This is a genomic window from Amycolatopsis sp. NPDC004747 (assembly GCF_053601335.1).
Genome location: NZ_JBSGBQ010000007.1, coordinates 274,928 through 286,744, shown reverse-complemented (window position 1 = coordinate 286,744; position 11,817 = coordinate 274,928). Strand labels below are relative to the sequence as shown.

Below are 11,817 nucleotides of genomic sequence, written 5' to 3'. Positions count from 1 at the left end.
ACCATGGCCGCGGACCCGGGCCGCAAACTGCGGCGCTACCAGCAGATGCGCGACTTCGACCGCACCGCGGAACCGGCCGGCGGGGCCGCCGGCCCGGACGGTCACCGGTTCGTGGTGCAGCGGCACCGCGCGCGCCGGCTGCACTACGACTTCCGCCTCGAGCTCGACGGCGTGCTGGTCAGCTGGGCGGTGCCGAAGGGACCCACGCTGGACCCGAAGGCCCGCCGGCTGGCCGTGCACGTCGAAGATCACCCGATCGAGTACGCCGGGTTCGAGGGTGTCATCCCGCGCGGCGAGTACGGCGGCGGGGACGTCATCGTCTGGGACCGCGGCGTCTGGCGGCCGGTCGAGCCCGATCCGGCGCGCGCGATCGAGGCCGGGACGCTGCACTTCGACCTCGAAGGCGAGAAGCTGGCCGGGCGGTTCGTCCTCGTCCGCACCGGCCGCGGCGAGAAGGACCAGTGGTTCCTCCTGCACAAGCAGGACGAGCACGCACAGCCCGGCTGGGACGCCGAAGACCACCCGCGCTCGGTGAAGAGCGGCCGCACCAACGAGGAGGTGGCCTCCGCGCCCGACGCCCTCTGGCACGGGGACCGCCCGGCCGCGGAGGCGGAGGAGCCCGTCGGCGGCTGGCAAGCCCCCACCGAGGACGAGCTGGCCGCGCTCGACGCACTGGGCGCCAAGGGCCGGTGGTCGGTCGCGGGCCGCGAGCTGGCCCTGACCAACCTGGACAAGGTGCTCTTCCCCGCGGCCCGGGGCGGGGAGCCGGTCACCAAGCGCGACCTCATCCGGTACTACGTCACCGTCGGCCCGGCGATGCTGCCGTACCTGGCCGGCCGCCCGCTGAACACCCACCGGTTCCCGCAGGGGGTCACCGAGCCCGGCTTCTGGCAGAAGGAACTCCCGCGGCACGCGCCGGACTGGCTGACCACCTGGGACAACGAACGCGCCGGGCCGGGGGAGAGCCGGCGGTACGCCGTGGCCGACAGCGTCGCGACGCTGGCCTGGCTGGCCAACTACGGCGCGCTGGAGCTGCACGCCTGGACCTCCCGCGCCGCCGACGTCGACCACCCGACGTGGGTGCTGTTCGACATCGACCCTGGCCCGGAGACGACGTTCGAGGAGGTCCTGGACCTGGCGCGGCTGCACCGCACCGCGCTCGAGCACCTCGGCCTCACCGGGCGGCCCAAGGTGACCGGGCAGCGCGGCGTCCAGGTGTGGGTGCCGATCGCGCCGCACTGCACCTTCGAGGAGACCCGCGCGTGGGCCGAGACGGTGTCGAAGACGATCGGGCGGGTGCTGCCCGACCTGGTCAGCTGGGCCTGGACGAAGGACAAGCGCCGCGGCCGCGCCCGGCTCGACTACACGCAGAACGTGCTGAACAAGACGCTCGTCGCGCCCTACAGCGTCCGTCCGCGGCCCGGAGCGCCGGTCTCGGTGCCGCTGGAGTGGGACGAGCTGGACGACCCGCGGCTCGCGCCGGACCGGTGGACGGTCCGGGACGTCCCGGACCGCCTGGCCGAGCGCGGTGACCCGTTCTCGGCGCTCCTGGGGCTCCGGCAGCGGCTGCCCGGCCTGTAGCCCTCAGGCCTGGACGGTTTCCAGCTCGCGCGGCTGGAGCCGGTCGAGTTCCGCGCGGGACAGCCGTGGGCGCCCGCCCGCGTGCCCGGTCGTCGCCGCGGCGGCCGCGACGGCCAGGCTCGCCGCCGCCGCCAGCGGGCGGCGGCGGGTCAGCGCCGCGGTCAGGGTGGCGACGAGCGCGTCACCGGCGCCGGTGGGGTCGACGACGTCGGTCTCGACGTCCGGCACGAACCAGGTGCCCTCCGGCCCGGCGAACAGGTTGCCCTGCCCGGAAACCTCCAGCACGACCAGCGCGGGGCCGCGCCGCCGGAGCTCGGTCGCCGCGCGGGCGGCCGAGCCGACGTCGTCCACCGCCCGTCCGGTGAGGAGCTCGGCTTCGGGGCCGTCGGCGCGCACGACGTCGGCGAGGGCGAGCAGGTCGTCGGTCAGGGTGTCGGATTCCGGCGCCCCGTCGAGCACGACCCGGGTGCCCGCCGTGTGGGCCAGCCGGGCCGCGAGCAGGGCCACCGGCGCGGGCTGCTGCAGCTGCACGATGAGGGACGCGGCGGCCGAGATCGGCGCGGACGCGGCGAAGACGTCGTTTTCGGTGAGCAGCGTCCCCTCCGGGACGTGCTCGAGGTAGCGGCGGCGCCCGTGGTCGTCGACGACGTCGACCAGCAGCGCGGTCTCGGTGCCCGCCCGGCGGACCACGTGCGTGGTGCCGATCCGGTCGGCCCGGGCCTGCGCGAGCAGCGAGTCCCCGGTGCGGTCCGCGCCGACGACGCCGATCAGCGAAACCGGCAGCCCGAGCTGGGCCAGCGCCACGGCCTGGTTCGCGCCCTTCCCGCCGAGCAGCTCCTGCCGGTGCCGCACGGGCGCCGACGAGTCCGCGCCGGGCGCGTCCGGGACCTCGATCACCAGGTCGCGGGCGATCTGCCCGGCGACGACGACTTCGCTGAACATCATCGGGACCACCAGTGGGTCATGGCGCCTCCTCGGCTCACCGTTCGGCTACCCCCGACGCGCCGCGGGGTAAACCGCTCGTTCGGGTCGGTGCTTGCCGGGCGCGGACTGGGTGGCCCTGCCGCCATGAGCGACGGGACGGTGGCCGAGCTGCGCCGGGCCGGACGGCCGGTTCGCCCTCACCGCCGCGGGGACGGACACCGCCGTCGTCGGCCGGGCGCTCGAAGCGGCGGGCCGGGCGGCCGAGGACCCGCCGCGCGCGGGGTCGTGATGACCGTCGAGGAGGACAAGCTCACCGTCCTCTTCGACGACGTCTGCTACCGGACCCTCTCCCCGCCGGTGGTGCGGGAGCAGGAGCTCCTCGACCGCTGCCGAGCGCGGCCGGGTGATCGGGTTCGCCCGGACGGCCCACCCGGTTGGCCCTTCCGCGTGGCCGGTCCCACAAACCGGTGCGTCGTCGGAGGCGAAGCACCGCGGCGTGCGGTAAATCAAGGGGACCAAGACCGGTGGAGGAACGGTGACCGAGACACTCGTGAACGCGGCGGATCGCTGGAGACCGCTGGCCGAACTGCTGCAGGCGCTGCTCGAGCGCATCTCCGGCGAACTGCCGGGCTGGCTCGGCGCGGCGCTGACCGTCAGCCGCGGCGACCGGCCGCTGCGGGTGCTGGCCGCCGCGGGCGTCGGCCGGCAGCTGGTCCCCGCCCAGCTGGCGCACGGCGGCCCGGTCCTCGTCGCGGACACCACCGGCGAGCCGGTCGTCACGGATCGCCTCTTCGGCGACGAGCGCTGGCCGGACCTGCTCCGCGAGACGGTGTTCGACGGCGGCCCGGCGGTCGAGGCGATCCGCGGCGCCGCCGCGCTGCCCGGGTTCTGGGACGAGGACGGCGCTTTCGTGCTGTCGGTCACGCTCGACCGCGCCCCGGACGAGGAGACCCTCGCCGTGCTGCGGCGGTACGCGAAACTCACCGAGATGACCCTGGTGGTCGCCGAGACCGCCACCGCGGGCGACCCCGACCAGATGCTGGACCTGCTGGCCTCCCGCGCCGCCATCGAGCAGGCGAAGGGCGCCATCATGGCGGTCCGGCGGTGTCCGCCGGAGGAGGCCTGGCAGACGCTGCGCCGCGCCAGCCAGGAGTTCAACGTCAAGGTCCGCGAGCTGGCCGTGGCCCTCGTCGAGCACCTTGGCGGCCAGGTGGCGACCCCGGCGGAGGGCATGCGCGAGATCCGGCCGGGCGCCCCGGCCCACCGTGCCGCGGAACGGCTCTGGTCGGCCTTCACGAACGTCTCGCCCTGAAGGAGAGCGTTTCCGGATCGGGCGTTTGGGTATCAAGACCCCGTCCTTGATCACGCCGTTGATCACGTCACTGCGTCGCCGGCCCCGCGCCGGCGCGGAAGGCCAACCGAACCCGTGTCCCCTGCCTTTCCGGTCCCCACCCGGTCCGCGCCGCTGGTCGCGCGCCGGACGGAGTACCGCCCCGGTTTCCTCGTGCTCACCCTCGCCGGCGAAATCGACGCGCTGACCCTGCCGATCCTCGAGCGCGAGCTGGGTGCGGCGCCACCGGGGACAACCGTGGTGGACCTCACGCAGGTGGCGTTCGTCGGCCTGGCCGGCGCCCGTGCCCTGGCCGCGGCCGCCGAGCGGGCCGGTGCCGCGGGACGGCGGTTCGGGGTGGTGGCAAACAGCCGGACGCTGGCGCGCCTGTTCCGGATCACCGGGTTGGCCGCGGTCGTGCCCATGTTCGCGTCCTTGTCCGACGCGCTGCGGGAGCTGCTGGCGGCCGAGGTGCACCACACCGCCTGCTGACGGGCCGGTGGCTTCAGCCGGAGGTCCACCGGGCGATCAGCACCCCCGCGTCCTGCCGGAACTCGCCGCCGCCGTGGGCGAAGACCGCGCGGGTGAGCCGGCGAGCGATCTCCGACGGCAGCTCGCCCGCGTCCCGGCCGAGGTGCCCGGCCAGCCGGTCCCGGCCGAACGGCTCCCCGGTGCCGTCCGCGGTTCCGGCGACCCCTTGCGAGCACAGCGCGAGCAGGTCGCCGGAGGCGAGCCGGAACTCCGTCACCGGCGGCGGGCCGGCCGAGGCGAAGCGCGGCACGGTGTGGGTGGTGACGGGCAGCGCCTCGCCGCCGCGGACGACCAGCGGCCCGGGGTGTCCGGCACCGAGCAGGTGCAGGACGCCGGTGCGCAGGTCCAGCTCGGCGAGCACGCCGCCGACGGGCAGCTGGTCGTCGAGCTCGGCGCCAACCGCGGCGAACTGCTCGGCCAGGCGACCGCCGCCGCGGCGGGCGGCGCGGTAGGCGGCGAGGGCGCTCACGACGGCGGTGTTCGCGGCGCGGGTGCGCGCGCCGGCGTCGAACATCGCCAGCTGCGCCCGCTCCTCCGAGAGCGCGTAGTCGAACACGGTGCCGCACAGGTCGTACACCGGTTGGACGCTCACGCCCACGACGACGCTTTCGGTCGCCCCGGTGAGCGGGGGCAGGCTCTGCCACAGCAGCTCGGCGGGGGAGCCGCGCAGCCGGTGCCGCCGGCGGCGGTCCAGGCCGTCGCCGTACTGCGTCGTGATGGTGACGAGGTGCCCGAGCAGGGTGGCCAGCCACCGGCACTGCTCCCGCAGCGCCGGGTCGTCCGGGTCCGCGTCGGCGGCCGGGACGATTTCGAGGACCCCGAGCCGTTCGACGCCGTCCAGCAGGACCGTCCACAACGTACCGTCGCGGGTCACGGTGGTGCCGGCGCGGCGGAACACGTCGCCGCCGACGGTGGTCTCGATGTCGAGCTCCGCCGCGCCCGGCCGCAGCGGCACCAGCGTGCGCTGGTCGTAGTCGGCCAGGTAGACGCCGATCGTGAGGTCGAGCGCGCGGCCCGCCTCGGCGACGACGGCCGGGAGCCGCTCGGGCGGGGCGCAGTGGGCGCCTTCGAGCAGGTCGACGAGCGCCTTCAGGGGACCGCGCAACGGCTTCGCGTCCCGGACCGAGTGGCTGTAGGGCGCGCGGGCCGGCCCGGTCATCTCGTCGAGCCGCTCGTTGACGGCGTGGGCGACCATGTCGCGGTCGACGCGGGGCAGCGTGACCAGCCCGTTGAGGTAGGCGTCCAGTTCCAGCAGGGAGAGGCTGCCGCCGAGCGCGAAGTACCGCATCCACAGCTGTTCCAGCGTCAGGTCGCTCCGGGCGAAGCAGGCGGCGACCAGCCGCCGCTGTTCCCCCTCTGGCAGGAACCGCATCGCTTCACCCTTCCCGCGGCGCCGGACCGACGAGCCGGGCGGCGGCTTCGGCCGGGCTGGTGCCGTGGGTGCGGGCCAGCGAGAGCAGGCGGTCGAACGCGGCGTCCTCGCCGAGGCCGTCCCGTCCCATGAGGAAGCCCTTCGCCATGGCGATCAGGTCACGGTCGCGGAGGGTGTCCCTGAACCGCTCGCTGAACCGGCCGGCCCGGTCGTACGCGCGGGCGTTGGCGACGAGGACCGCGGCGCGGTCGGCGAAGCTCGCCAGCGTCCGCTCGTCACCGGGCCCGAAGGCACCGGGCGTGGTCGCGTAGACCTTGATGGCGCCGAGGCAGCCGTCTTCGGCGACCATCGGCGCGGTGACGACCGACCGCAGCCCGGAGCCGGCGACCGCGGCGCACCACCGGGTCCAGCGCGGTTCGGTGCCGACGTCGTCGATCCGCTGCGGCGAGCACCCGGCCAGTGCGGCGATGCAGGGGCCTTCGGCCAGCTCGTACTGCAGCTCGTCGGCCGCGCGCACCAGCGGGGCCGACGCGCTCGTCGTGACGAGACCGCCGTCGGCGCCGACCAGGGTCACCCCCGCACCCGCGGCGGCCGGGATCGTCCTCCCGGCCAGCGAAACGATCAGCTCCAGCACCGAGTCCACGGATTCGCGGGAGAGCAGCAGTCCCGCCATCCGGGCGGCGACCCCGGCCAGCTCACCGTCCAGCGGCAGCTCGCCCGGCGCGACCTGTTCCGACGACATGGCCGGGGATTACCAATCCGGGGGCTCCGGTAAACCCCTCCGGTGCGCGGCTTTCGAGGGGTCAGGCCGGGCGGTGCGCCAGTTCCGCCGCTCCGAAGGAGACGTCGAAGCGGTCGCACCAGATGCTCACGCTGGTGTAGGCGGCCGGATCGGTGCCGGCGGGCAGGGGGTAGTTCTGGTTCCCCTTGTTGCCCTTCAGCTTGCCCGCGTCGACGTGCCTGCCGTCGTCGAACACGCCCCAGCCGTCCTTGCCCGGTTTCACCGGCGCGTCGGTGAGCCACACGTGGACGTCGGGCCCGCTGCTGGTGTCGAGGTTCTCCAGGCGCAGCACGAGGGAGCCGTCGGCCGAGCGCAGGATCCGGACGGTGCCGCTGGTCCGGTGCTCGTGGCTGATCAGGGTGCCGTTCGAGAGTTCGGCGGGCGCCGCCGGGGGAGCGGGCGCCGCCGGGGGAGCGGTCGTCGACGACGGTGCGGGTGGCGAAGCCGGGACCGCCGCCGGCGCCCCGGCCGGCAGGGCTTCCTGCACCGTCTCGTCCACCACCAGCTGCCACGGCTGGAACCAGTACAGGCCACCCGCGACGGCGACCAGGCCCGCCGCCAAGGTGCCCAGGACCCAGGGCCGGGTGAGCAGCCGCTTGCGGTTCATCGCCTTCTCCTGCCGTCTTCGTCCGCCGACGGTTCATTCAACGGGACGAATCGCCCGGCGACGCCCGGCGCGCGGTTACCGATTCCTTACGCGCCGGTCGTGGCACCGGGCGGCACGGTGCCGTGGCCGGCGGACATGGACCGGCGGCGAAGTGGGTACCCGTTGGCATTTCGCGTCCGAGCGGGAGGAGCACCCATGGAACGACCGGACACCGCTTCGACGGCGCCGCTGTTCGACGAGGTCACCGGGGCGCTGGAAGCCCTCACCGCGGTGCTGGGGGAAGAGGACGACTTCCGGATCCTGCTGCGGCACGTGTGCCTGCAGGTGCGCACCGCCGTCCCCGGCGTCGACGAGGCGTCGGTCACCCTGGTGACCGGCGAGGTGCCCCACACGGCGACCGCCACCAGCGCCGTGGTGGACGAGCTCGACGGCGAGCAGTACCGGATCGGCGACGGCCCCTGCCTGGAGGCGATCCGCAGCGGCAAGATCGTCCGCACCGCGGTGACCGACGCGGTCGAGCGCTGGCCGCGCTTCGCCCGCGGGGCACGGGAGGCGGGCTTCGGGAGCTTCCTCGCCGCACCCCTGGTGGCCGACGAGCAGGTCTCCGGCGCGGTCAACTGCTACGGACGGCAGGACGACGGCTTCGAGGAGGTCGAAGCCCGGCTGCTGGAGCTCTACACGACCGCGGTGGAGGCGATCCTCCGCGTGTACCACCGGTACCTGCGGGCCCGGGAGACCGTCGAGCACCTGCGGACCGCACTGACCTCCCGCGCGGTCATCGACCAGGCCAAGGGCATGCTGATGGCGATCCGCCAGGTCGAGGCCGACGACGCCTTCGCCCTGCTGGTGGAGCAGTCGCAGCGGGAGAACGTCAAGCTGCGCGAGGTCGCGGAGCGGTTCGTCGAGCAGGTGGTCTCCGGGCGCACCCGGCCGCGGTAGGGTGGGCCCGTGGCGGGGAGCCGGATCACGGTGCGGGTCGGCGAGCGGCAGCTGACGATCTCGAACCTCGAAAAGGTGCTCTACCCGCGGCACGGTTTCACCAAGGGCGAGGTGCTCGACTACTACACGCGGATCGCACCGGTGCTGCTGCCGCACGTGCGCGACCGGGCGATGACGTTCGTGCGGTTCCCCGAGGGGGTCACCGGTGCCTCGTTCTTCGAGAAGGACGTCTCCCGGCACGCCCCGGACTGGGTCCGCACCGCCCGGCTGACCGTCGGCGGCCGGGGCAAGGACCCCGAGATCGTCGCCTACCCGCTGATCAACGACCTGCCCGAGCTCGTGTGGGCGGCCAACCTCGCCGCGCTCGAACTGCACGTCCACCAGTGGACCGTCGGGCCCGGTGACGAGCGCAGCACCCCGGATCGGCTGGTGTTCGACCTCGACCCGGGCCCCGGCGCGACGGTCGTCGACTGCTGCCGGGTCGCCGAACGGCTCCACGACGTCCTCGTCGCGGACGGGTTCACGCCGGTGGCGAAGACCAGCGGCTCCAAGGGGATGCAGCTGTACGCGGGCATCGTGACGACGGACGCCGGTGAGCCGTCCCGGTACGCGAAGGCGCTGGCCGAGCGGCTCGCCGTCGAGACGCCGGACCTCGTGGTGGCGCGGATGACGAAGAACCTGCGGCCGGGCAAGGTGTTCATCGACTGGAGCCAGAACAACCCGTTCAAGACCACGGTGGCGCCGTACTCGCTGCGCGGGCGCGAGGAGCCGACGGTGTCGGCTCCGGTCACGTGGGACGAGGTCCGCGCCTGCCGGCACGTCACGCACCTGAAGTTCACCGCGGGCGAGGTTCTGGCACGAGTCGACGAACTGGGCGATCTGTTCGCCGATCTGGAACGTTCCCGGGTACCGATTCCTGCGTTCGGCTGAACTTTCGGCGGCTGCCATTCCCGCCCGGGGCCGGGGAGGTTTTCCGGGAATTGCGGAAAACGTCTTCACCTGCGGATTTGATCGTCCACAGTGGAGTTGTGCACGTGCAGACGGGCGTGTCGCTGCACGGACCGGACATGCGGATGTCCGGCGGTGGGCCGAAGTCGGCGAAGTGGGTACGGTCTACGCACGAAGCGCGACAGCCGTCGCGGTGGCGAAAGACAATGATGTGGCGGCCGTTGCCGGTCTTGTCGAACGTGGCGAAAGGAAACGGGTGTCCGGCCTGATCGACACCGATCTCGAATTCTGGTTCCAGCGCGGGCTGCGCGCGTATCTCGGGGAGGTGGCGCGCGCACTCGGCTTCGGCCTGGAATCCTGCACCGTGGACGTCGACGTCCCGGTGTCGGCGTACCTGGCGGTGGACTGGCGGCTGCGCCGGTTCCCCGAGCGCGACGTGGCCCTGCTCTGGGACGAGGTGCACGGCTGGGCGGTCGCCGTCGAGGCGGCGTGCGGCGAGGAGATGATCGTGCTGTCCTACCTCGGCGGCGCGGACATCCTGCCGCCGCCGCGCGAGGTCGTGCGCTTCCTGACCGCGCTGCGCGCGGGCGCCCGCGAACCGGACCGGCCGGGCTCACCCGTCCTGCGGCGCGCGGGCTCCCACCAGGAGCTCCTGGCGCTGCTGCCCGCTCGCTGACGCTCCACAGTGGACGTCTCCGCGGTCGTGGGTGGTAACGCGGGCCACCACCCACGACCCGGGGTTCACCGCGGCCCGGCGAAGCTCACCAGGCTGATCGACGGCCGGAGGTCCCGCAGGCCGGGCAGGTTCGCCAGCTTCCGCAGGGTGCCGGACCGCCAGGCGCCGCGGCCGGGTGGTGGCTGCACGTCTTCGACGCGGGCCACGCCGGGGATCTGCCGGGGCAGCCGGGCCGCTTCGGTGACGGTCAGGCCGAACGGCATGGGCGGGGCGGTGTAGCGGGCCGACAGACGCAGCCCGGGTCGGTGCGGCTCGGAATGCTGTGGTCCGGACAGGTGCGGCCCGGAATTGTCGGTGCCGGCCGGTAGCGTGGAAAACGGGGGGCGCCCCCGCGGGCGGCCTGGCAAACTCGGCCGAGCCTGCCAAGTCCGGCTGTCCTGCGAGGGCTGCCGGTCCGGCGAAGCCGGTCGATCCAGCCGAGCCCGCCGGTCCTGCGAAGTCCCCCGACCCGGCGAAGTCCGCCCACCGCGCAGCGTGCGGCGGCTGAGCCACGGCGGGATCGAGTCGAAGAACAGCTGCCCGCCGGGGAACCGCGCCGCGCAGCCGGCGATCAGGGCGAACACCTCGTCGCGGTCGAGGTACATGAACAGCCCCTCGGCCGAGATGAACACGCCCCGCGCCGGGTCGGGGATGTCCAGCCAGCCGCGGTCGAGCGCCGAGCCCGCGAACACCGTCATCCGCGGCTCCTCCGGGAGCAGGCGGCGGCGCAGGTCGGCCACCGGCGGCAGGTCCACCGACAGCCAGTCGACCGCCGGCCGCCCCAGGCGCCAGTAGGTGGTCTGCAGGCCCTCGCCGAGCGCCACCACCGTGGCGGCCGGATGCCGGTCCAGGTAGCCGCGGATGGCGAAGTCCAGTGCGGCGGCCCGCAGCGGGTGGATCTGGTCCGGCTTGCCGAACTTCGCGTAGTCGTAGGAAATCCGGCGCTGGAGGCGTTCGGCGAGCGGGTCGGCGAACGTCGAGCCGGGGTTCCGCGACTCCTCGGCCCGGTTGCGCAGCGTCCACAAACAGGTGGCCGCCACGCCGTCCAGGCTCGCGCCGTCGATCGGTTCCGTCGTCATGGCCGGTCCGCCGCGAAAGACGTTGCGAAAGACTCCCGGAGAAAGCCGAGGATCTCCGTCGCCGCGGGCTCGGCCTGGGGGACCAGGCCCGGCATGCTGAGGAACGCGTGCCCGGCGCCGTCGTATTCGGACAGCCGGACCGCGGTGCCCGCCGCCTCGAGGCGCTCGGCGTAGCGCCGGCCGTGGTCGGCCAGCGGGTCGTCCGTGGGTACGACCACGAGCGCCGGGGCCAGCCCGCCCAAGGAGGCGGCGTGCAGCGGGGACAGCGCGCGGGCGTCCGGCGGGGCGGCGAGCCGCCGGAACAGGCGCAGCACCGGCACGGAGAGGGTCGGCGTGTCGGCGTGCTCGGCGACGGACGGGTACTCGAACATCGCGTCGGTGACGTCGACCGCCGGGTTCACCAGCACCTGGGCCCGCAGGGGCAGCCCGGCCTCCCGGGCCCGGAGCGCGGCCAGCGCGCCGATCAGGCCGCCGCAGCTTTCGCCGAAGACGGCGACCCGTGCCGGGTCGACGCCCCACGTGCCGGCGTCGCGCACCAGGTGCCGGAGCGCGTCCCAGCCGTCGTCGGCCGCGTCCGCGAGCGGGTGGTCCGGGGCGACGAGCCGGTGCTCGACCGAGACGACGACCGCGGGCAGCCGGGCGGCGAGCCGGCTGTTCACCCAGTCGCTCTGCACCGCCGTGCCCACGAACCCGCCGCCGTGGACGTGGACCACGAGCGGCAGCGCCGCCCCGTCGTGCGCGGCCGGCCGATGGATCCGGATCGGCAGGTCGCGGCCGGGCAGCGCCAGGTCCCGCCACTCGATCACGGCGTCCGGGTCCGGTTCCCCGGTGATCGCCCGCGCGGCGGCGGAGGCCCGGAAGCGGTTCTCCGCCTCGCGGTAGGCGAGCAGCTCGGCGGTGGTCATCGCGAGCCAGTCCGGCTCCGGCGGGCGCTGCACGGTCGGGTCGGCCGACATGGTCACTCCCTAGTTTCGAAACCTCGGGTATCGAAACCAACGGTAGCGGAAACC

At 74.2% G+C, this 11,817-nt stretch carries 12 protein-coding genes; 6 read left to right on the top strand and 6 right to left on the bottom strand.

The window, feature by feature from the left end; all coding sequences use genetic code 11:
* The first annotated feature begins 3 nt into the window (after positions 1 to 3).
* Positions 4 to 1,581: a non-homologous end-joining DNA ligase gene (gene ligD, locus ACWEGE_RS14285; RefSeq protein WP_449660872.1), complete on the top strand. Its 1,578-nt coding sequence runs from the start codon at positions 4 to 6 to the stop codon at positions 1,579 to 1,581.
* 3 nt (positions 1,582 to 1,584) lie between these two features.
* Here ligD (ACWEGE_RS14285) and ACWEGE_RS14280 read toward each other — a convergent pair whose 3' ends face one another.
* Positions 1,585 to 2,526: a PfkB family carbohydrate kinase gene (locus ACWEGE_RS14280; RefSeq protein ID WP_449660871.1), complete on the bottom strand. Its 942-nt coding sequence runs from the start codon at positions 2,524 to 2,526 to the stop codon at positions 1,585 to 1,587.
* A 514-nt stretch (positions 2,527 to 3,040) separates the two neighbouring features.
* Between ACWEGE_RS14280 and ACWEGE_RS14275 the strand changes: the two genes are divergently transcribed.
* On the top strand, positions 3,041 to 3,817 hold the full coding sequence (locus tag ACWEGE_RS14275; protein ID WP_449660870.1) for an ANTAR domain-containing protein: 777 nt from the start codon (positions 3,041 to 3,043) through the stop codon (positions 3,815 to 3,817).
* A 114-nt stretch (positions 3,818 to 3,931) separates the two neighbouring features.
* Complete coding sequence (locus ACWEGE_RS14270) at positions 3,932 to 4,327, top strand: STAS domain-containing protein (RefSeq protein ID WP_449660869.1); 396 nt, start codon at positions 3,932 to 3,934, stop codon at positions 4,325 to 4,327.
* Between the two features lie 13 nt (positions 4,328 to 4,340).
* Here ACWEGE_RS14270 and ACWEGE_RS14265 read toward each other — a convergent pair whose 3' ends face one another.
* The 3 genes from ACWEGE_RS14265 to ACWEGE_RS14255 form a co-directional block, all read right to left on the bottom strand.
* Positions 4,341 to 5,738: a PP2C family protein-serine/threonine phosphatase gene (locus ACWEGE_RS14265; protein WP_449660868.1), complete on the bottom strand. Its 1,398-nt coding sequence runs from the start codon at positions 5,736 to 5,738 to the stop codon at positions 4,341 to 4,343.
* Between the two features lie 4 nt (positions 5,739 to 5,742).
* Positions 5,743 to 6,480 (bottom strand): GAF domain-containing protein, encoded by a 738-nt coding sequence (locus ACWEGE_RS14260; protein WP_449660867.1) that lies wholly within the window; start codon positions 6,478 to 6,480, stop codon positions 5,743 to 5,745.
* A 61-nt stretch (positions 6,481 to 6,541) separates the two neighbouring features.
* Positions 6,542 to 7,126, bottom strand: coding sequence for a DM13 domain-containing protein (locus ACWEGE_RS14255; protein ID WP_449660866.1), 585 nt, complete (start codon positions 7,124 to 7,126; stop codon positions 6,542 to 6,544).
* 195 nt (positions 7,127 to 7,321) lie between these two features.
* On the opposite strand from ACWEGE_RS14255, the gene ACWEGE_RS14250 reads away from it, so the two are divergent.
* The 3 genes from ACWEGE_RS14250 to ACWEGE_RS14240 all read left to right on the top strand — a co-directional run bounded on the left by ACWEGE_RS14250 (position 7,322) and on the right by ACWEGE_RS14240 (position 9,689).
* Positions 7,322 to 8,065, top strand: coding sequence for an ANTAR domain-containing protein (locus tag ACWEGE_RS14250; protein ID WP_449660865.1), 744 nt, complete (start codon positions 7,322 to 7,324; stop codon positions 8,063 to 8,065).
* Between the two features lie 9 nt (positions 8,066 to 8,074).
* On the top strand, positions 8,075 to 8,995 hold the full coding sequence (gene ligD / locus ACWEGE_RS14245) for a non-homologous end-joining DNA ligase (RefSeq protein ID WP_449660864.1): 921 nt from the start codon (positions 8,075 to 8,077) through the stop codon (positions 8,993 to 8,995).
* Between the two features lie 274 nt (positions 8,996 to 9,269).
* Complete coding sequence (locus tag ACWEGE_RS14240; protein WP_449660863.1) at positions 9,270 to 9,689, top strand: DUF6292 family protein; 420 nt, start codon at positions 9,270 to 9,272, stop codon at positions 9,687 to 9,689.
* Positions 9,690 to 9,754: 65 nt separating this feature from the next.
* Here the strand turns inward: ACWEGE_RS14240 and ACWEGE_RS14235 are convergent, their stop codons facing one another.
* On the bottom strand, positions 9,755 to 10,807 hold the full coding sequence (locus ACWEGE_RS14235; RefSeq protein ID WP_449660862.1) for a class I SAM-dependent methyltransferase: 1,053 nt from the start codon (positions 10,805 to 10,807) through the stop codon (positions 9,755 to 9,757).
* Positions 10,804 to 11,763 carry an alpha/beta hydrolase gene (locus tag ACWEGE_RS14230; RefSeq protein ID WP_449660861.1) on the bottom strand — a complete coding sequence of 320 codons (960 nt, stop codon included), beginning with the start codon at positions 11,761 to 11,763 and terminating at the stop codon, positions 10,804 to 10,806. The genes ACWEGE_RS14235 and ACWEGE_RS14230 overlap by 4 nt, the downstream gene beginning before the upstream one ends.
* Between the last annotated feature and the right edge of the window lie 54 nt (positions 11,764 to 11,817).

Bases quoted from the DNA above. Each gene is read 5' to 3' on its own strand.
- ACWEGE_RS14255 (WP_449660866.1), bottom strand. From the start codon at position 7,126: ATGAACCGCAAGCGGCTGCTCACCCGGCCCTGGGTCCTGGGCACCTTG.
- ACWEGE_RS14265 (WP_449660868.1), bottom strand. From the start codon at position 5,738: ATGCGGTTCCTGCCAGAGGGGGAACAGCGGCGGCTGGTCGCCGCCTGC.
- ACWEGE_RS14235 (WP_449660862.1), bottom strand. From the start codon at position 10,807: ATGACGACGGAACCGATCGACGGCGCGAGCCTGGACGGCGTGGCGGCC.
- ACWEGE_RS14250 (WP_449660865.1), top strand. From the start codon at position 7,322: ATGGAACGACCGGACACCGCTTCGACGGCGCCGCTGTTCGACGAGGTC.
- ACWEGE_RS14280 (WP_449660871.1), bottom strand. From the start codon at position 2,526: ATGATGTTCAGCGAAGTCGTCGTCGCCGGGCAGATCGCCCGCGACCTG.
- ACWEGE_RS14260 (WP_449660867.1), bottom strand. From the start codon at position 6,480: ATGTCGTCGGAACAGGTCGCGCCGGGCGAGCTGCCGCTGGACGGTGAG.
- ligD (WP_449660872.1), top strand. From the start codon at position 4: ATGGCCGCGGACCCGGGCCGCAAACTGCGGCGCTACCAGCAGATGCGC.
- ACWEGE_RS14230 (WP_449660861.1), bottom strand. From the start codon at position 11,763: ATGTCGGCCGACCCGACCGTGCAGCGCCCGCCGGAGCCGGACTGGCTC.